The 21,174-nt window shown below is 39.6% G+C and carries 15 protein-coding genes; all 15 read right to left on the reverse strand.

Features of this window, described 5'->3' with window-relative positions; translation table 11 throughout:
* Window positions 1–6: 6 nt before the first annotated feature.
* The 15 genes from ABN236_RS05630 to ileS all read right to left on the reverse strand — a co-directional run bounded on the left by ABN236_RS05630 (window position 7) and on the right by ileS (window position 21,169).
* Window positions 7–1,233 carry a RhtX/FptX family siderophore transporter gene (locus ABN236_RS05630; RefSeq protein WP_349473549.1) on the reverse strand — a complete coding sequence of 409 codons (1,227 nt, stop codon included), beginning with the start codon at window positions 1,231–1,233 and terminating at the stop codon, window positions 7–9.
* A gap of 12 nt (window positions 1,234–1,245) precedes the next feature.
* Window positions 1,246–2,652, reverse strand: a complete 1,407-nt coding sequence (locus tag ABN236_RS05635; protein ID WP_349473550.1) for a PepSY-associated TM helix domain-containing protein — start codon at window positions 2,650–2,652, stop codon at window positions 1,246–1,248.
* Window positions 2,649–2,903: a hypothetical protein gene (locus tag ABN236_RS05640; protein ID WP_349473551.1), complete on the reverse strand. Its 255-nt coding sequence runs from the start codon at window positions 2,901–2,903 to the stop codon at window positions 2,649–2,651. The genes ABN236_RS05635 and ABN236_RS05640 overlap by 4 nt, the downstream gene beginning before the upstream one ends.
* The gene (locus ABN236_RS05645) at window positions 2,903–5,095 is read right to left on the reverse strand and encodes a TonB-dependent siderophore receptor (RefSeq protein ID WP_349473552.1); all 2,193 of its coding nucleotides are present in this window, start codon (window positions 5,093–5,095) and stop codon (window positions 2,903–2,905) included. The genes ABN236_RS05640 and ABN236_RS05645 overlap by 1 nt, the downstream gene beginning before the upstream one ends.
* A 132-nt stretch (window positions 5,096–5,227) precedes the next feature.
* Window positions 5,228–6,868 carry an ATP-binding cassette domain-containing protein gene (locus ABN236_RS05650; protein ID WP_349473553.1) on the reverse strand — a complete coding sequence of 547 codons (1,641 nt, stop codon included), beginning with the start codon at window positions 6,866–6,868 and terminating at the stop codon, window positions 5,228–5,230.
* Complete coding sequence (locus ABN236_RS05655; RefSeq protein ID WP_349473554.1) at window positions 6,858–8,552, reverse strand: ABC transporter ATP-binding protein; 1,695 nt, start codon at window positions 8,550–8,552, stop codon at window positions 6,858–6,860. Before ABN236_RS05655 ends, ABN236_RS05650 begins: the two co-directional genes overlap by 11 nt.
* A gap of 213 nt (window positions 8,553–8,765) precedes the next feature.
* Window positions 8,766–9,659 (reverse strand): AraC family transcriptional regulator, encoded by an 894-nt coding sequence (locus tag ABN236_RS05660; protein WP_349473555.1) that lies wholly within the window; start codon window positions 9,657–9,659, stop codon window positions 8,766–8,768.
* A gap of 168 nt (window positions 9,660–9,827) precedes the next feature.
* Entirely contained in the window at window positions 9,828–9,971 is a 144-nt protein-coding gene (locus tag ABN236_RS05665; protein ID WP_088493748.1) for a Hok/Gef family protein, read from the reverse strand.
* A 503-nt stretch (window positions 9,972–10,474) separates the two neighbouring features.
* Window positions 10,475–13,702, reverse strand: a complete 3,228-nt coding sequence (carB, locus tag ABN236_RS05670; protein ID WP_349473556.1) for a carbamoyl-phosphate synthase large subunit — start codon at window positions 13,700–13,702, stop codon at window positions 10,475–10,477.
* 17 nt (window positions 13,703–13,719) lie between these two features.
* Entirely contained in the window at window positions 13,720–14,883 is a 1,164-nt protein-coding gene (gene carA / locus ABN236_RS05675) for a glutamine-hydrolyzing carbamoyl-phosphate synthase small subunit (RefSeq protein ID WP_349473557.1), read from the reverse strand.
* Window positions 14,884–15,318: 435 nt separating this feature from the next.
* Complete coding sequence (gene dapB / locus ABN236_RS05680) at window positions 15,319–16,140, reverse strand: 4-hydroxy-tetrahydrodipicolinate reductase (RefSeq protein ID WP_349473558.1); 822 nt, start codon at window positions 16,138–16,140, stop codon at window positions 15,319–15,321.
* Window positions 16,141–16,365: 225 nt separating this feature from the next.
* On the reverse strand, window positions 16,366–17,319 hold the full coding sequence (ispH, locus tag ABN236_RS05685; protein ID WP_088493752.1) for a 4-hydroxy-3-methylbut-2-enyl diphosphate reductase: 954 nt from the start codon (window positions 17,317–17,319) through the stop codon (window positions 16,366–16,368).
* Window positions 17,300–17,770 carry an FKBP-type peptidyl-prolyl cis-trans isomerase gene (gene fkpB / locus ABN236_RS05690; protein ID WP_349473559.1) on the reverse strand — a complete coding sequence of 157 codons (471 nt, stop codon included), beginning with the start codon at window positions 17,768–17,770 and terminating at the stop codon, window positions 17,300–17,302. The genes ispH and fkpB overlap by 20 nt, the downstream gene beginning before the upstream one ends.
* A gap of 69 nt (window positions 17,771–17,839) precedes the next feature.
* Complete coding sequence (gene lspA / locus ABN236_RS05695; protein ID WP_088493754.1) at window positions 17,840–18,355, reverse strand: signal peptidase II; 516 nt, start codon at window positions 18,353–18,355, stop codon at window positions 17,840–17,842.
* 3 nt (window positions 18,356–18,358) lie between these two features.
* A complete protein-coding gene (gene ileS / locus ABN236_RS05700; RefSeq protein WP_270754341.1) occupies window positions 18,359–21,169 on the reverse strand; it encodes an isoleucine--tRNA ligase in 2,811 nt (936 codons plus the stop codon).
* Between the last annotated feature and the right edge of the window lie 5 nt (window positions 21,170–21,174).

The following is a 21,174-nucleotide window of genomic DNA, read 5'->3' on the forward strand; positions in this document are numbered from 1 at the left end:
AATGATTTATTCTGTTAATTTATATCGCTCTTGATATCTTACGTTTACCAGTGTTACTAATAAAGCAAAGAGAGCAATCGATGCTGCTAGTCCAAAGCCTCCGCTATACCCAATAAGAGCTGTTAAACTGACTAACATCATTGCACACGCCATTTCCCCAATATCACGCATACTTTGTACGGCAGTCATATCTGTACCTGCTTGATTATCCGTTGATGCAAAACGCATACCTGCGGTCATAATCGCCACAGAAGTGATCCCTGATGATAGCGATCCCAGAACAATACACAGCGCAACAATCGAAAGGCTAATTGTGCCAGTTGATTGTGAAAGCCATAATAATGATGACGCTAAAGCGCATAATAATCCCGCAGAAAAAGCACGCCATACACCAATCTTATTAATTAACCAAGCACCGCCGCCGCAACCAAAGAATAGAGTTACCATTCCTCCTATCATGCCCATTTTTCCAACATCAGCTAAAGACCAGCCATTGTCAGTTAAAAACAGTTTTGCCAAACCAAAGCCTGAAACCGCGGTGACTGCTGAAAGCAACGTCAGTGTTAATAGCCTGACAGCTCCTTTTCTTCGCACCGTTTTTAATAAACTTGCATTAGGGTGATCACTGTTTTCCCCTGCTTCATATTTGGCTTTTTGTTGAAAGAGCGTAATTGATATCAAACTAATGGCAGGGATCGACGCAAAGAATAACAATGTATTTTGCTGCCCTAATGTATCGCTTAACATCATCATTCCAGCCCCTCCTAAGAAAAAGCCCCCCATCACGCCTGCAATTTGAATCGCATTAATTTTAGATAATAGTGTGCCACTCGCATGTTCAGCCGCCATTCCATCCGTCGCGATATCTTGTGTTGCACTCGCTAATGAAGCGATAGCTAATAAAGCCACACCCCATTTAGCCATCTCAACAGAAATACCTATTAATGCTAAAAGCAATAAACAAAACGTCACAATGATCTGCATGGGAATAATCCAGCTACGGCGACGACCTAAAGATTTAAACCAATAATTATCAACCACAGGTGCCCATAAAAATTTTAATACCCACGGTAACCCGACGAGTGGAATAAATGCGATTGCACTTAAAGCTGAGCCTTCTTGGCGTAATAATGTAGGCAATGCATCCATTGCAATTCCCATCGGAATACCTTGTGCTAAATAAAGTAAACCTAGCGTTATCACTAATTGCCGATGTTTTAATAATTCTTGCATAACAGACTCCAATTACTGTCTTTTTAGTAGAAAAAGACCCATCAAAAAATAGAAAACGGCACTGATCAACAAGGCACAACTTACCCACCACAAAGCAGCATGAGTTATCAATAAGTGACTAAAGACACTGATAAATAAAACCACGCTACTTATGGTTAAAATAAGAAAAGTAAGTTTGATCACTTGCGGATAAAGAAAATAAAAAAGAAGCGTTATCAACCAAACACCAAAAAAAGGCAGTATCGGTGATAACGCGGAGAAAATAGCGATAGGAATTAAACATGTACTGGCAAAAATTAAACCAGAACAACCTCCTAACACTAAACGGGAACTGATATTAATGGGCTTTTTTAATACCCAAATCACTAACCCACTAAAGGTCAATACACAGGCCATCATTCCCATTAGGCAATGAAGCACCGATAAACTAAAGTTTGCTGCACCTGTCCATAAATATTGACCATAATGCAAAGGCTGAACGGCAATAAAAGCACGCGTCCAAAATTGCTGAGATACAGAGTTTTTTTCCGCGATCCAATGATTATCTAAGCCAGAAAAAAAGAACTGCTCAAAATTAGCGGTGCTGGGTAAATATAAATGAATACCACTCACCGTAATTTGCTGCTCGGCATCACCTTTATTTTTCCAATTAATAGCTTCAGGAATAAAGTCTGGTTTTTCTTGTGAAAGTTGAATTAACAATGAGCTAGGAGAAGATGCAGTAAACTCAGATGAAATGGGTGTTGATTGTCCCATTAATTTCATCATGACTTGTGCTGGTGCTTCTGGCTCCACATATTTTGCGAGCATTAATGTACCGAATGCCCCTAATCCTGATAATGCCCCCGTTAATGCAAACATTACGAGCCACGGATAACTCCATAATCCAATAACATTATGCAAATCAAAGAAAAACAGCCTACGCCCTTGATTAAAACGGAGTCGAAATAATTGATAGATTTTACGGTGATGAATAACAATGCCGGTTATTAGTAATAGCGCAAAAACAAAACCAAATAAGCTAATAAATAATCGTCCAGAAAACCCCATAAATAGATTTTTATGTAGATTAACAATAGGAGAGATAACCTCTCTTAAGCTAATTTCTTCACCTGTTTGTGCATTTAATTGTAGTGAACAATCCCCCATTCCTTGGCAGAAAGTAATAATAGGATGATCAATCGATGCTAATTTCACACTATTAAAACCGTTTTCACCTAAGAGGTATTCGCCTTTTACTAATAACTGATCTAACGGCAATAATTCTTTATTTAATGGCTTAAATTGAACCCATAGATTTAAATTTTCATGTGCTAATGACCATGTGCCTGTAAATAAAATAATAAATAATAGAATGCCAAATAAGGTGCCTGTTTGGCGATGAAGCTGTGAGAAGTGGCGCTTTAATATCGCTTTCATAAAGTAAACTCCAGCAATATTAAAGGTAAAGGCCACCAGCTCCATGCTCGCCAAAATACCTGTTTCCCATTCACTGAAAGCAAACTAAAACAGAGCATTCCACATAAAAATAAAACGGGTAAAAAAACGGCTGCATACAAGCGATCAAGTGGATCTACACTGGGATAAAAGGTTGCTATCAGTAATGACAGCGTAATACTCCCTATTACGCTGCCTAAAACAGCACAACTGATCAGCAGTGCCTTTCGCATTAGAAATCAGCCTTGATATTCAACATAACGTTACGAGGTTCGCCGTAACGGTTATTCCATTGAGGAGAGAACAGGCTTGAGTAGTAACGCTTATCAAAGACGTTATTAATATTTAATGCTGCAGACCAGTTTTCATTAATTTGGTAGCCTAAACGTGTATTAAATATCGCATAGCCACCTTGGCGTAACGTAACTTCTCCGTTAGTTTTGCTATATTCACTTTGTGCTTGAATACCACCGCCCACGCTCCATTTACGTGCATCCCAAGGCAATTGATAGTTTGTCCACGCTCTGACCATATGACGAGGCACTAATGAGTTAAAACTATTGCCTTTATTAAGGGTGTCTTCTTTATATTCTGTGTCAGTGTAGGTATAACCGACAGAGAGATCCCAAAATGGCGATAAATACCCCATTCCTTCAATATCAAAGCCTTGGCTAACAACTTTGCCACCACTAATAAGATAGGTATTAAAACCACCACCAGGATGTGCAGGATCTTCTTGTGGATTATTTTTCATATCAATACGGAAAACCGCGGCGGAGACGTTAAGCCCACCATTCATCAACGCACCTTTGAATCCCGTTTCAACAGTTTGTCCTTCTACTGGTTTTAACATTTCACCACTCCAAGTTTTTCCTGTTTGTGGTTGATAAACCGTAGAATAACTGCTGTACCATGACCATTGAGGTGCAAAGTCCCAAATCAAACCACCATAAGGCGTGATTTTTCCATTTTCAGTGAACTTAGCTTGCGGTTTTGTCACTTCCCACCAACTCGCTCTTGCGCCTGCAACCAACGTAACAGGCTCAATAAGCTTGATCCGGCTCATTCCATAAACGCCCGTTTGTTCTGTTTTTGTCGCACCTTGAGAGGAATAGCCCGTTACTTGTGGTTTCGGCACACTATGAGGATCCCAACGATAAACATTCACGGGGACATTGAGAGGATCTTTAAATTGCCCAGTATGCTGTTCCTCGCTAGCTTTCGAGTAACTCATTCCTACTATCACATCATGCTGCAATCCCCAGCCACTGAGTTTTCCTGTGACATTGGTATCGAGACTTGTTTGATAGTTATGGAACTTGTAAGCGCCGCCCATCAGCATGGCTCCATCACCCGTTTCAGGATCAATATTTCCCCATGCTCCTGCATACAGCAAACGCGCTTTAGCATATTGATAATCAGCATTTATTTTAAACAGCCAATCATCATTAATTTGATGTTCAATTCCAGTAAATAGACGTGTGGTATCCCATTTGAATTTATCCCAATCAGCATCTAAATAGGTTTTACGAGAAAGATATAAATCGCTCCCATCTTTCCCCATTGGTACACCAGCCATATTGGTGATGGAATCGATTGTTTGATATTGAATACCTGTGCGTAATAGCGTGTTAGATGTTAAATCAGCATCAACAGTGGCATAAATTAAGCGTGTTTTTTGATCTGAAATATCGTAGAAGAAATCTTTATCTTCCCATGCCATTACAACTCGACCACGGACACTACCGTCTTGATTTAAACGCCCGCCCACATCGACTTCACCGCGATAACGGTTCCAACTTCCAGCCGTAAATGTTGCTTTTAATTGATCGTCTAAAGGCGCATGTTTACGTACCATATTGACGGTTGCCGCAGGATTCCCCATCCCATGCATTAATCCGTTAGAGCCTTTTAAGATCTCAACACGTTCATAAACAGCCATATCTTGTGGCGAACTTGCCATATTTCCCATTAAAGCAGGAACACCATCAAGCTCAAAAGAATTTATTTGAAAGCCACGAGCGTAATAAGCCGTTGTTAATAAAACAAAAGGTGCGCTAGTAACCCCATTAGCGCGAGTCATTACTTCATCAAGGGTATTTAAGTTTTGAGTTTCTATTTGCTCTCTGTCTATCACAGAGACTGTTTGAGGGATCTCTCTGGGCTTAAGTGTCATTTTACTTAATGTACTAACGCCTGGAGCAAGGTTATCGCGGTGTTGTGCTGCGCTTTCTGTCACCACTAAAACATCGACTTCTTTATTATTTTCTGTTGCTGTATTTGCGATAGCAGAAAGTGAAAATAAAGCGGTAGAACACAAAATAGCGCATTGTGTTAATGCCAATTTATTTTGTGTACGTTGATTTAATACTGGTGATAATTTCTGTGTTTTATCTAAGTCAGCTAAAGAAGAAATGTAAACCATACCTATCCCAAAATATTCAAATGATAATGGTTATCACTCTATCAATTTTGGGATTAGGGTATTTTAGATTGCCAAATTATCTCTTTCGATTGCCAATCGATATTACGCAACAACTAATGAAGATCGAAAAACTCAATATGATCCACAAAAACGTGAGAACCATGTTGAAGATAACAACAATACATCAGGAGAACCTTCTTCAATGACTTTTCCATCATCAAGCACAATGACATGATCCGCCCGTTTGGCAATATCCGGATCATGGATGATCACGACTCGAGTGGATGTTAGGTTTTCAAGATAAAGAGCCACTTTTTCACGGCTGACTGTATCAAGGCTTGCCGTAGGTTCATCTAAAAATAAGATCTTAGGATCGGCTAATAATGAACGCGCTAAGCATAATCGTTGCTTTTGTCCTCCAGAATAACGGTCACCTTGTTCCCCTACATCTTCATCTAAATCAGTTTGAATCAACGGTAAATTCAATGCATTGAGTAACTGTAAAATATCCTTATCACTGATTGTTGATTGCTCATCTTGTAATAATGACCAGCGTAAAGTGCCTCTAATTAACTGGTTATGCTGAAATACGATTTGTCTTGTTTGCGCTAATACACTCTCAGATAAGTCGTTAACTTTTTTATCTCCATAAAAAACTTGCCCTTTATCCGCATCAATAAGACGCGCTAAAACACGTAGTAATGTTGTTTTACCTGCACCAGAACTGCCGACAATTGCCGTCATTTTTTTATCGGGGCATAGCGCTGTTATGTTGGAAAGGATCGGCGTACCTAAACTATTATTCACATCCAGTTGTTCACAACGAATGTCATTGCTTTTAGGCGTATCACTTTGTTTTGGGCTTTGTAATGTAGGAGCATCCAATGCGTTTTTAATTAATGTTAGTGACTGCTTGCTTTGTCTTAATGCTTGATCAATATGAGAAAGCTGAAATAACGGTTCAATAAAGCGAGCAATTAATACGACAACAGCTAACCACTGCGCTAAGGTGAGTTTGTTAGCATCAACATTTATCACACCAAACACGAGAACCGCGATAAAAATAACCTGAATGCAGAGAGAAAAAATTAAATGGTAAGGTAAACTCCGCTGTAATAACTGTACCTGTTGGTAATGTTGCGCTAACAGATCTTGCTGTAATTGCTGTGAAAATTGTGTATTGCGTCCACTTTTACGCAATAACGCCTGATGTTGTGCAAAATCAGCCAATGTTTTTGCTGCTACGTTCTCCGCAGTTTGAAGTGTAGCCTCTTGTTTATGCAATCCTTTGGCACTGATCCGCATCATAACAACAAGCAAGAACGCAGATAGCATAAAAATAAATGCAAAAGTGACGTTATAAAATAAAAGGCCAATAATGACCGTTAATGGTGTGACAACCACACTGATCACCGGAGCCAGTAAATGGGCAGGAATGCTCATTGCACTCATTGCAGCCCCTGAGCACAGTGTTTGCGCTTGGGGAGGTGGCGTTAAACTACGAGGCAAATGACGGATCAAGGCTTGAACCAAGATTTTCATCACCGTCGTCCCCGCAAGAAAACCATTTAATGTCGCAATGTACTGAAAAACCAATGTAATTAATGTTAATCCCGCTAACATCCATAAATATTGGCTTGGGTCTTGATGCCAATAAATAATAATAGGTAATAACAATAATCCACATAGCCCTTCTAAAATGGCACTAAAAACCATAAAACTAAGGGGAAATTTTAAAGATAAGAGTAATGAAACAAAGGGATTAGTCTTCATTTTGCTCTCCTTGTTTCTGAACAAAATCACGATAGCGTTCACACTCAAGTAGCAAATCATCATGATTTCCCATTGCTACTAACTTTCCATCAGCCATAAATATCACTCTATTCACCTGCTGTGCTAACGCCAAAGAATGTGTCACAACAATTCGTGTCATTGTTTTATTTTTCAATGCATTAAAAATATGTTGTGCATTATCAGGATCAAGCGCTGAAGAAGGTTCATCAGCCAATAACAACGGGCTATTAGCAATAAAAGCGCGAGCTATCGCTAAGCGTTGTGCTTCACCGCCAGAAAGTGGTGTTTCATCATTGATGATCGTTGATAAACCTTGAGGAAGAAGCTCAATGACTTCAGCAAAATGCGTTTCATTAATTGCAGATTGCAGTTGTTCTTCATTGCAATCTGGATTAAATAACAATAGGTTATCTTTAATCGAATAAGGCAATGGTTGACTATTTTGCATTACCACTGTGGTGATTTGGTTTAATGCATGACGTGAATATGCTTGTAAGCGCTTATTCTCAATTAAGATCTCACCTGATGTTGCATTCATAAATCGAGCAATAAGTTGCAATAACGAGCTTTTACCTGCGCCAGAAGGTCCGACGATGGCAATAAACTCTCCTTTTTTAATTTCAAAATTAATATTATTGAGGATCTTTTTATCACCATAAGAGAGACAAACAGAATCTGCCGTTAACGCTACCTGATGAGAAATACCTTCTATAGATTGCTCACCATATTGCATTTCAGATTGCTGTAATAATTGCTGGATCCGCTGTGCGGATTGTTTTGCAATACGTAATGCATCGCCACCATGTCCCATCGCCATCACAGGCTCAGCAATACGTCTTAGTAATAAAATAAACAGGAGTAAATCTGCTAAGGGTAACCTTTGTTCAAAACTGACCGCTCCTAGTAATAACCACCCTGTAAGTAAAGTTGCACTTAATAATAATTGGGTTAGTGATCCCAATAGTCCAACTCGTTTAACCCAATTTTGAAAATGAAAAACAAAATTAAATAAGGCTTTTTCTGTTTTGCTGATAATGCCTTTATGTGGAAATTGACGTGCAACAAGCGGATTTTCTGCAAGGAGTTGATAATCTTCAAAGAGTGTTTTCATCGCACTATCACGCTGTTCACAATAGGTTTGATAACGTGAAGATTGAGTTTGTTTAAAACAAAAATAAGCGATGATAAGAGGAATAAGAGCAAAAAGTAGTAAAAAAAGATTAACTGTTGATAACACAATAATGGCAATAACAGGTACAACGATAAATTGCACAATATCAGCAGGCGCATGAGCAATTAATTGATGCAGTGCTTTAATATCGCGCTGAACATATTGGTTGATACCATTTTTTCCTTGGCTAACAAACCAATTTAACGGTAATTTCTGCATTTTTTCTGATAATGCTAATCGTAATTGGTAGGTTAATTTGGCATCCATTAAATGTGTTAAATGAAATGCAATGGTTTGTGATATTAGCCATACAACGCCACCAATAACAGCAATGGTTAACCACAACGTATTACTAGAGGGGAAAGAAAGAAGAAGCTGATAAAGTGCTAACCACGGTACTAAAGAGCTAAAACCTGCAACTGCTTGTAGCAACAAGGCACCTATTAATAAAGGGCGATAAGGACGTAATAACGCCCATAATTCATTATGCATAATAATCTCCACAACATATTGTGGCACTATAACGAAAAGGGTATTTACCCTCTAGCGACAAGGCTTTAGATTGCGTGACTATTACTTTCGATTTAGAAGCAAATTGCTTATTTACTAAGCAAGATAGAGAGAAGTGAAATTAATTACCTGTTTAAGGTGTAGTAATTAACATTGAAAGAATATCAATATTACCCATAAACTTAATAAAATCAATTAAGGTGTAAAATGCCCTTTGCGTACATCACCCGGTAATATACCAAAACGTTTGCGAAATGCGACGGAAAAATGAGCTGGCGTATACCCAACATAATAGGCAACACTTGAGATAGATTCCCCTTCATTTAGCAACATATTATATGCGGTTTGTAAGCGATATTCTTGTAGCCAACCATAAACAGAATTACCAAATAATTGACGAAATCCTTGGGTGAGTTTTCGTGTATTTAATCCCACGCGTGCCGCTAATATTTCAAGTTTCGGTGGTGTTTCCATTTCAGCAATTAAGATCTCTTTCGCCTGTTTTAAGCTGTTTTTTTCACGCTGACTTAATGGTCGATTCGCAGGCTCTTGCGCATGACATAAATATTGCAAACTTAATGAAGCAAATTCACACGCTTTGCCAGAGTAATAAAGTGGTTTTAAAGAGTCATGAACTGGGTTTTGAAATAACTGCATGGTTAACGCCAAAAAAGTGTTATCCATAGTCAGATGATGCAGCATGAGTGATTGGTTTTGTTGCAGTATAGGGGGCAACAAAATATGTTGTTGCTCAAGCCACTGAGATGATAATTGCAATAATGTGTATCTTAGGGGATCACCAGATTTAAATTGATTCAATAAAGAATAGCGTTCAACACTATTAGCAATAAAAATACTCGGTGTTGCTATCTCTATTTTCTGCCCATTGACACTTTCACTAATCACACTTCCACTATGAACAGCCACTAAATTAAAGCCGGCTTGATAAGTCTCTTCAATTTGCAGATCTTCCTTGGTTTCTAATACACCTTGGCGCAATAGAATTTGGTCTTGAAAGCGATATTCTTCAACCTGCTGATGCTTAGGTTGATAACCAATGTATGAATAGAATGAAGAGTGTTGAGACATAATAGAAAGATATCAGCAGAGTAAATAATCACCTATGTTGTCAAACATTCAACGAAATAGCAATCATTATCATTTATGTCGAATAGCCTATTTTAAAGACAGGGTGCTTGTACCACAAATCTAACAACTTGAAGAAAAATTGAGGGGGAGAAAACCTCCCCCACCAAACTATTTATTGCACATCAAAATAGCTTGAACTACAGTGCTTCCATCACTAATGTTAAGAGAACATAATCGTTCACCTACAATCATTGTGAAAGAAAGAACGGTCGCACAAATAACAGTAATTCCAAATAAGGTTATTTTAGTCAATTTTATTGACTCCTTTGTGAAAAGGAGACAGAATCAAGTTGTTGAGGTTTGAGTCTGTCCCCGGATTTTATGAGAATAAAATTCGGGGCTTTTCTCTTTCTGGCTCTTGCAAAATGCTTGAACCAAAATGATCCAAGCACCCACCAATATAGTAACAGAAATTTCTCTATTCCCTATACCTTATCAGTGGTAAATTACAAATTTAATCAAGTTAAAACAATATGTTAGATGATTACGTAAAATGATTTACTATTGACTCAAACGCCAAAAAAAGACAAAATAAATTCGCTAAAACAAAGAAATTAACTTGTTTTATTTTCTTGACTCCTTACTTGAAAAAAAGATCCGCACCCACCTCTTTGTTTTGCAATCGCCCCAAATAAATTTATTTGGGGCTTTCTTTTTTCCGTAAGATTTTCTTTTTTTAAATAGCGATAAAAAACAAAAAATCCCGAATACAAGTTTCCTCATATTCGGGATCATTATTACGGCAACAAATAAACTTAAACTTTATTTATCTTTTTATGCATTTCTTGAACTGAAATAACACTCGCCGTCGGATCTGCCGTTAATGATAGTGTTGTTGCAAATCCGCCATTTAACGTCGTGTCATAATGGACTTTATATCTTAATGCACTGCGACGAATAATTTTAGAATCTTCAATGGCTTGACGACCAGATGTGGTATTAACGATATAGTCATATTCACCATTTTTAATTCTATCTTCAATATGCGGCCGCCCTTCATGCACTTTATTGACTAAACGTGGATTTATTCCTGCTTCACCTAATACAATGGCTGTACCATGTGTAGCATCTAATTCAAATCCACTTTTTAGTAATTTTGTCGCCAAATCAACAACGCGCTTTTTGTCACCTTCACGCACAGAAAGAAGGGCTCTACCTTTTTTCTTCATAGTAGAACTGCTGCCTAACATCGCTTTAGAAAAGGCTTGTGCAAAGGTTGCACCAACACCCATCACTTCACCTGTTGAACGCATTTCTGGCCCTAAAATTGGATCAACACCTGCAAACTTATTGAAAGGTAAAACCACTTCTTTTACAGAGTAATAAGGAGGAATAACTTCTTTTGTTACGCCCTGCTCTTCAAGACTTTGACCAATCATGACACGCGCAGCAACTTTGGCTAATGGTACGCCTGTGGCTTTTGACACAAAAGGGACGGTACGAGCAGCACGAGGATTAACTTCAATAAGATAAACATCATCACCTTTCACCGCGAATTGTGCATTCATCAACCCTTTTACACCTAATTCAAAAGCGAGCTCACGGACTTGTTTACGCATCACATCTTGAATTTCTTTACTTAGAGTGTAAGCAGGTAATGAGCAAGCCGAGTCACCAGAGTGAACACCCGCTTGTTCGATATGCTCCATAATGCCACCAATCACGACTTGTTTACCGTCGCAAATCGCATCAATATCGACTTCAATCGCATCATCAAGAAAACGATCTAATAAAACAGGTGCATCATTTGACACACTAACCGCGGTTTGGAAATAACGACGTAAATCAACTTCGTCATAAACAATTTCCATTGCGCGTCCACCAAGGACATAAGAAGGACGAACCACCAGCGGATACCCTATCTGTTGTGCTTTTTCTACCGCTTCTTCTAACGCCGTTACAGTGGCATTTTCAGGCTGTTTTAACCCTAACTTATCAACCGCTTTTTGGAAACGTTCACGATCTTCAGCTTTATCGATAGCATCTGGCGTTGTCCCAATGACTGGCACACCTTCAGCTTCTAGCGCTCTGGCTAATTTTAATGGTGTCTGTCCACCATATTGCACGATCACCCCTTTCGGTTTTTCGATACGTACAATTTCAAGCACATCTTCTAACGTAACAGGTTCAAAATAGAGTCTGTCAGAGGTGTCATAATCCGTTGAAACCGTTTCAGGGTTACAGTTCACCATGATGGTTTCGTAACCGTCTTCACGCAACGCAAGCGCAGCATGAACACAGCAATAATCAAACTCAATTCCTTGCCCTATACGATTTGGTCCACCACCTAAGATCATCACTTTAGGTTTATCTTGATGTGGATTTGCCTCGCACTCTTCTTCATAAGTCGAGTACATATAAGCCGTATCAGTAGCAAATTCTGCCGCACAAGTATCAACACGTTTATAGACAGGATGGAGTTGATATTGCTCACGTAATTGGCGAATGGCGTGCTCTTTTACGTTAAGTATTTTAGCTAAGCGTGCATCTGCAAAGCCTTTACGTTTTAACTGACGCAAGAAATCAGCGCTTAACCCTTTGATACCGACTTCACTGACTTTTTCTTCAAGACGAACGATTTCTTCAATTTGAACTAAGAACCAGCGGTCAATATTGGTGAGATTGAAGACACCATCAACGGATAGTCCAGCACGGAAAGCATCCGCGATATACCAAATTCGGTCAGAACCGGCTTCTTTTAGCTCACGGCGAATTTTCGTTAATGCTTCAGGGTCGTCTAAATCAACTTTGGGATCAAAGCCTGTCGCCCCAACTTCAAGACCTCGTAATGCTTTTTGCAAGGACTCTTGTTGTGTTCTACCAATTGCCATCACCTCACCAACAGATTTCATTTGCGTTGTTAATCTGTCATTTGTTCCTGCAAATTTTTCAAAGTTAAAGCGAGGGATTTTTGTCACAACATAATCAATGGATGGTTCAAAAGAGGCTGGCGTTCTCCCGCCAGTGATATCATTCATCAGCTCATCGAGGGTATAACCTACTGCTAATTTTGCAGCGACTTTCGCAATTGGGAAACCTGTTGCTTTAGAGGCAAGCGCGGATGAACGCGAAACACGAGGATTCATTTCGATAACAATCAAGCGCCCTGTTTTAGGATCAACCGCAAACTGAACATTAGAACCGCCAGTTTCAACACCTATCTCACGTAATACCGCCATCGAGGCATTACGCATAATTTGATATTCTTTGTCGGTAAGGGTTTGTGCTGGTGCGACAGTAATGGAATCTCCCGTATGAATTCCCATTGCATCAAAGTTTTCGATAGAACAGACGATAATGCAGTTGTCGTTTTTATCGCGCACAACTTCCATTTCATACTCTTTCCAACCAATCAGTGATTCATCAATTAACAGTTCATTGGTTGGTGATAAATCTAAACCTCGGGTACAGATTTCTTCAAATTCTTCACGATTATAGGCAATACCGCCACCTGTTCCCCCCATCGTGAATGAAGGACGAATAATACAAGGGAAACCAACTTGTTCAGCAACAGCAAAAGCTTCATCGAGGTTATGTGCAATACCTGAACGAGCCGTATCTAAGCCGATTTTTTTCATCGCTTTATCAAAGCGTTGTCTATCTTCTGCTTTATCAATTGCATCAGCTGTTGCACCAATCATGGTGACACCAAATTCAGCTAAAACACCTTGGCGCTCTAATTCTAAAGCGCAGTTCAGTGCTGTTTGCCCGCCCATTGTTGGTAATATCGCATCAGGGCGCTCTTTTTCAATAATTTTTCTCACAACTTGCCAGTGAATCGGCTCGATGTACGTTGCATCGGCCATTTCAGGATCGGTCATAATGGTTGCAGGATTTGAATTTACCAAAACAACTCGATATCCCTCTTCACGTAGCGCTTTACATGCTTGAGCGCCTGAATAGTCAAATTCACACGCTTGCCCGATAACAATCGGCCCAGCACCTAAAATCAGGATTGTTTTGATATCTGTTCTTTTAGCCATTTTCTTTCGCTCCTGATTTATTTTGTTGTCACTGATTGCAGGTTTTGACGATATTGCGCGATAAGTTCGATAAAGTGATCAAAAAGAGGTGCGGCATCATGTGGTCCCGGGCTAGCTTCTGGGTGACCTTGGAAACTGAATGCTGGTTTGTCTGTACGATGAATACCTTGTAAAGAACCATCAAACAGCGATTTATGTGTTACTCGTAAATTAGTAGGAAGTGATGTTTCATCAACAGCAAATCCATGATTTTGCGCCGTGATCATCACAGTATTTTTATCTAGATCTTTAACAGGATGATTACCACCGTGGTGACCAAATTTCATTTTGATGGTTTTTGCACCACTGGCTAATGCTAGTAATTGATGCCCTAAGCAAATACCAAATACGGGAATATCAGTGGTTAAAAAGGTTTGAATGGCGTTAATGGCGTAATCACAGGGCTCTGGATCCCCGGGGCCATTGGAAAGGAAAATACCATCAGGAGAAAGGGCTAAAACATCTTGAGCTGACGTTTGTGCTGGTACAACGGTGACTCGACACCCTCTATCCACCAGCATACGTAAAATATTACGTTTCACACCAAAATCATACGCCACAATATGCAGTGGCAATTCAGTCGCTAATTTTGCTGCTGGTAATTCATTTTCTAGCGTCCAACTACCTTGAGTCCATTGGTAAGGCTGCTTGACGGTTACTGTTTTGGCTAAATCCATTCCCTTTAAGCCAGTAAAGGCCTTCGCTTTTTCAAGAGCAAGTTTGGTATCAAGATGTTCACCGACGATGATACAACCGTTTTGTGCGCCTTTTTCTCTCAACAAACGAGTTAATTTACGTGTATCAATGTCCGCAATAGCGACAATATTTTGGCGTTTAAGATAATCAGATAACGTTTCTTGTGCACGATAGTTGCTCATCACTAATGGCAAGTCGCGAATAATTAAGCCTTGAGCATGGATAGTTTCTGATTCTTCGTCTGAACGATTAACGCCGGTATTGCCAATGTGGGGATAAGTGAGAGTAACTATTTGTTGGGAGTAAGAAGGGTCGGTTAGTATTTCTTGATAACCGGTCATTGAAGTATTAAAAACGACTTCACCGATGGCGGCGCCTTCTGCGCCAATCGACTTGCCGTGGAATTCGGTCCCATCTTCTAGAACCAGTATAGCTGATTTAATCAAAACGCCCTCCAGAGAATAATAAATCACATTTCATGCATATTAATTCAGATTTAAGACTCTAAATCAATGCCAAAAACATAAAATTGGGCAAATTTTTGGCAAATTGGGCGCATTCTAAAGATCGAATAGGCAGATGTCTAGAAAAAACACCTTTTTAATTTAAAAAATATCATTCATTAGCAATTTAGTTAACCAAGTGACAATTTATACAATCAATCTTACAAATTTAACCGTTTGCTTACCAAGATAATTTAAAAATAGAAAAAAGAAGGCAGAAGATGAGGTTTTTTTGTATTTTTAGAGGATAACACGAAGAAAAAGAAGAGATAATAAATAAAAACAAGATAAATAATTAAATAACATTATAAATAAAACAAAAAACTCATAAATATAAAAATACTTATGAGTTTTCAATAAATTATATTTTTTTATAAATTATAAATCTTCTAATGAAAGCACATCTTTCATATTATAAAGACCTGATTTTTTATCACTTAGCCAAAGTGATGCCTTAATAGCGCCATTTGAGAATGTCATTCGACTAGAAGCCTTATGGCTTATCTCTACTCGCTCACCGATATCAGCAAAAATTGCAGTGTGTTCTCCTACAATATCACCTGCTCGAATAGTCGCGAATCCGATACTTTGAGGATCACGCTCTCCCGTGTGCCCTACTCGCTCATACACTGCGCACTGTTTAAGATCACGACCTAATGCATCTGCAATAGACTCACCCATTGCTAATGCAGTACCGGATGGCGCATCAACTTTATGACGATGGTGAGCTTCTACAATTTCAATATCAGTGTAAGATCCCATCACTTTAGCCGCTTTTTCGAGTAATTTAAGCACTAAGTTAACACCAACACTAAAGTTAGCCGCAAACACAATAGGGATGATTTTCGCTGCATCATCTATGGCTTTTTTGCCTTCATCATCAAAGCCTGTCGTACCAATGATCATGCCTTTTTTCTGCTCTACACAAAATGCAATGTGAGAAAGTGTTCCTTCAGGACGCGTAAAATCAATTAATACATCAAATTCATCCGCTTGAGCCAACAAGTTATCAGTGATTGTGATACCGATATGCCCGACACCCGCTAATTCTCCGGCATCAGCGCCAATCAATGAAGAATTAGTACGCTCAAAAGCAGCACCTAAAACGGTTCCTTCTTGTTGAGAAATTGCCTGAATTAATTGGCGTCCCATACGACCACCAGCACCAACGACAGCAAGACGAAGTTCTTTTGCAGACATAACTAAATTTCTCCTTAACGATACTTATTATCTCTATTTATTGTTTACAGATTAGCGATGTCATCCGCTTGATGCCAGCATTTAACGTTCGAGATAAGAAAAACACACAAAACCGTAGTCATTATCAGTAAAAGAGATGAACAGCATGATTATTCATTTAACTTTAGGTATAAAAAAAGCAGAGATTTAAACTCTGCTTTTAAAAATCACGCTTTCTAGATTGTCTTATTCGATAACTTTATAATCTAGACGAAGCTCTTTAGGGACTTCAAAGACAATATTTTCTTCACGCCCTGATAATTCGACAACTTCATCAGCACCAAAGGTTTTTAAACGCTCTAATACTTGTTGAACTAAAATATCCGGAGCCGAAGCCCCTGCGGTAACGCCAACAATATCTGCATTAGCGACCCATGATTCATCAATATCTTCAAAGCTATCGATAAGATAAGAAGGCTTACCTGCACGCTGTGCAAGCTCTGCCAAGCGATTAGAGTTTGATGAGTTCTTAGAACCCACTACAAATACAACATCTGCTTTTTCTGCAAGTTCTCTTGCAGCTTCTTGGCGATTAGTCGTTGCGTAGCAGATATCATCTTTACGAGGCCCAATGATTTTTGGGAAGCGTGCATTTAAAGCATCAATCACTTCAGATGTATCATCAACAGAAAGCGTTGTTTGAGTCATAAAACAAAGATTATCTTCATCTTTTACTTCTAATTTCCAAACATCAGCAGGTGACTCAACTAAATACATTCCCCCTTCAGGGTTATTGTATTGCCCCATTGTGCCTTCAACTTCAGGATGTCCCGCATGACCGATTAAAATCGCTTCTTTGCCTTTACGGCTTGCCCTTGCCACTTCCATATGAACTTTAGTTACTAATGGGCAAGTTGCATCATAAAGCATGGTTAAATTACGTGAACGAGCTTCTTGGCGAATCGCTTGAGAAACACCATGAGCAGAAAAAATTAAAATCGCGTTATCAGGGACTTCTGAAATTTCTTCAATAAAGATAGCGCCACGTTCACGTAAATCGTTAACGACATAGCGGTTATGAACGACTTCGTGACGAACATAAATAGGTGCACCATAGATTTCCAGAGCGCGGTCAACAATGCTGATAGCTCGGTCAACACCCGCACAAAAGCCTCGTGGGTTAGCCAGCAGTATTTGCATGTGTTGTTTCCTCCTCAGGATTGATGCCGACGACTTCAATATCAAATGTCACTTCTTCTGATGCTAACGGATGATTAAAATCAACCGTCACAGAATCTTCAGTGACATCTCTGACAATGCCCGGCATTTCACTGCCATTCATTGCGGTAAATAACATGATAGTACCTGCTTCAGGCACACCAGACTCTGCAAAGTCAGAAGGCATAAAGTATTGGATCAAGTCAGGATTGTATTTACCAAAAAGATGTTCACCCGCAAGCGTAAAGGTTTTTTTATCTCCCGTTGATAATCCCAATAATTCAGCTTCTAAGGCTGGCGATAAGCTTTCATCACCTAAACAAAAAAGAGCGGGTTTACCATGTGCTTGTGTAGATTCAGCAACAGAGCCATCTGCTAACTTTAAAGTGAAATTCAGCAACACTGCGCTGTCATTGAGTACCTGCATAACCATACTAATACCTTCTATTAAGCGTAACCCCCGCCATAAGGCAGGGGTTATTTTAGTTAACTTCTTGTCTGATTACTTTTGCTTTTTTGCATCTTGAGGACTGACATTTTTATCAGGAAAAAAGCTCTCAATAATGATAAGCCCTGCACCAATACAAATCCCCATATCAGCAATATTAAAGGTAGGCCAATGCCAATCTCCGATATAAACATCAAGAAAATCGATAACAAACCCATGGATCAGACGATCAGAGAGATTACCCAATGCTCCGCCAATAATTAGCGCATAAGCAACGTTACTTAGTTTGGCACTCGCTTTGTTTTTATACATCATTACCAATAACGTAATGCAGATTGCCAATGCAATCAGTGCAAAAAACCAACGTTGCCATCCCCCTTTATCTGCTAAAAAGCTAAAGGCAGCACCATAGTTATGGGCGTAAGTGAAATTGAAAAAAGGCATCACGGCAACAGATTCATACAGACGAAATGTCTGCATGAAATACTGTTTCGTTCCTAAATCCAACACCACTACGGCGACGGCCAGCCATAGCCAGCGTAAACCTGTAGAGCAAAGTGTTTTCTTCATTAATTAAGCAAACTTACGTTCTTCACCGTTACCGGCTACGTTAGTAACACAGCGTCCGCACAATTCAGCGTGTTCCGCTACTTGACCGATATCTGTCGCATAATGCCAGCAACGAGGACATTTTTCGCCATCTGCTTTGTTAAAGGCGATTTTTAAACCCGCCATATCAGAAGCTAATGCTGTTTCTGGTGCTTCATTAATATCTGCCACTTTCGCTTGAGAAGTTAATAAAACAAAACGCAGTTCGTTACCTAACGCATTTAACTTATCTGCTAAAGCTTTATCTGCATACAGAGTTACTGATGCTTCTAAAGAGCCACGCAGTTGTTTATCTGTACGAGCTTGCTCTAATACTTTGTTGACTTCACCACGAACGGCAAGTAATTCAGCCCAGTAGTCATCATTTAAGGTTTCTGACGCATCTAAGCCAAATAAATCGGTATACCATTCTTCCGTTAAGACATATTTTGCACGTTCACCCGGTAACTCATTCCAGATCTCATCTGCTGTGAATGACATAACTGGCGCCATCCAACGAACTAATGCTTCGCTGATATGGAATAACGCAGTTTGACAACTACGACGAGCAACACTATCGCTTTTCGCGGTGTACTGTCTGTCTTTGATGATATCTAAGTAGAAAGAACCCATTTCCACTGAACAGAACTGCATTAAGCGCTGAATAACATTATGGAAATCGTAATTTTCATAGTGTTTTAGGATCTCTGCTTGTGCTGCTTTCGCACGACCAACTGCCCAGCGATCAAGTGTCACCATCTCTTCTGGCTTAACTTGGTGTTTTGCAGGATCAAAACCATTTAAGTTCGCTAAGAAGAAACGTGCAGTATTACGAATACGACGATAAGTATCCGCAGAACGTTTTAAGATCTCATCAGATACAGCGATTTCACCGGTGTAGTCTGTTGATGCAACCCATAAACGCAGGATATCAGCACCCAGTTTATCCATTACATCTTGTGGACTGACTGTGTTACCGATAGATTTAGACATTTTACGGCCTTGTCCATCTACGGTAAAACCGTGTGTTAAAACTTCACGGTAAGGCGCTTTGCCTTTGATTGCAGTCGAGATCATCAGTGAAGACATAAACCAACCACGATGTTGGTCAGAGCCTTCTAAGTACATATCTGCTGAATTACCGTGGAATTCTGGACGATCGTCAACAACCGTTGAGTGGGTTGATCCTGAATCGAACCAAACATCCAGTGTATCTGGCGTTTTCATGTAATCGTCAGCTTCATCACCCAGCACTTCACGGATATCTAAATCCCACCATGCTTGAATGCCGCTCACTTCAACACGTTTTGCAACTTCTTCCATCAACTCTAAAGTACGTGGATGCGGCTCTTGAGTCTCTTTGTGAACAAACAGAGACATTGGCGTACCCCAAGTACGTTGACGAGAAATACACCAGTCAGGGCGGTTTTCAACCATTGATTCAATGCGTGCTTGACCCCAATCAGGGATCCATTTAACACCTTTGATCTCTTTTAATGATTGTTGACGTAAACCGTTTTTATCCATGCCAATAAACCATTGTGGTGTTGCACGGAAAATAACTGGTGTTTTATGTCTCCAACAGCAAGGATAGCTATGCTGTAAGGCTTCGTGATGTAACAGCGCACCTTTTTCTTTTAGCAATTCAACAATGACATCGTTCGCTTTAAAAACAAAAACGCCATCTAATGTTGGGTAAGTGCCTGCTAAGTAGCAACCATTTGGTCCAACTGGGTTTGCAACTTCTAAACCGTATTTTTGACCAACAACAAAGTCATCAGGACCATGGCCTGGTGCAGTATGAACAGCACCTGTACCCGCTTCTAACGTAACGTGATCACCTAAAATTGCAGGTACATCAAAGCCCATAAATGGATGATTAAAGCGCAGTAGCTCTAAATCAGTACCTTTACATTCACCTAAAACAGTCCAGCTTGTTACGCCAATACGCTTCATTACGCCTTCAACAAGATCAGCGGCTAAAATCACGCATTCATCGTTAAAAGAGACTAAAACATAATTAAATTCTGCATTTAAGGCGATCGCGCGGTTAGCAGGTAATGTCCAAGGCGTCGTTGTCCAGATAACCAAAGAAACTGGTTTATCCGTTGTTGCATGGAATTTGGCAGCAACGGCACTTGGATCAACGGCAGTGAAACGCACATCAATAGAAGGTGAAGTTTTGTCGTAATATTCAACTTCAGCTTCTGCCAATGATGAGCCACACGCTGTACACCAGTGAACAGGCTTAGCCCCTTTTAACAGGTGACCATTTGCGATAATGCGCGCTAATGCACGGATAGTATTCGCTTCAGTTTTATAGTCCATTGTAAGATAAGGTTTTTCCCAATCTCCTAGAACACCTAAACGAATAAAATCTTTTTTCTGTGCTTCAATTTGCTCGTAAGCGTATTTACGGCATTCCTCGCGGAATTGCGCTGCAGATATTTTCTCTCCTGGTTTACCTACAATTTGTTCAACTTTTAGTTCGATAGGTAACCCGTGACAATCCCATCCTGGAATGTACGGAGAATCAAAGCCTGACAGCCCTTTGGATTTAATAATAATATCTTTGAGAATTTTGTTTACTGAGTGACCAATATGAATATTGCCGTTGGCGTATGGAGGGCCATCGTGCAAAATAAATGTTTTCTTACCACTTTTAGCCTGACGAATTGCTTGATACAAACCTTCTTTGTACCAACGTGATAACATCTCTGGCTCGCGCTTTGCTAAATCCCCGCGCATAGGGAACCCTGTTTCTGGTAAGTTCAGGGTATTTTTATAGTCACTCATTCGAT

This window comes from Proteus sp. fly-1013 (assembly GCF_040140245.1).
Lineage (GTDB): Bacteria > Pseudomonadota > Gammaproteobacteria > Enterobacterales > Enterobacteriaceae > Proteus > Proteus mirabilis_B.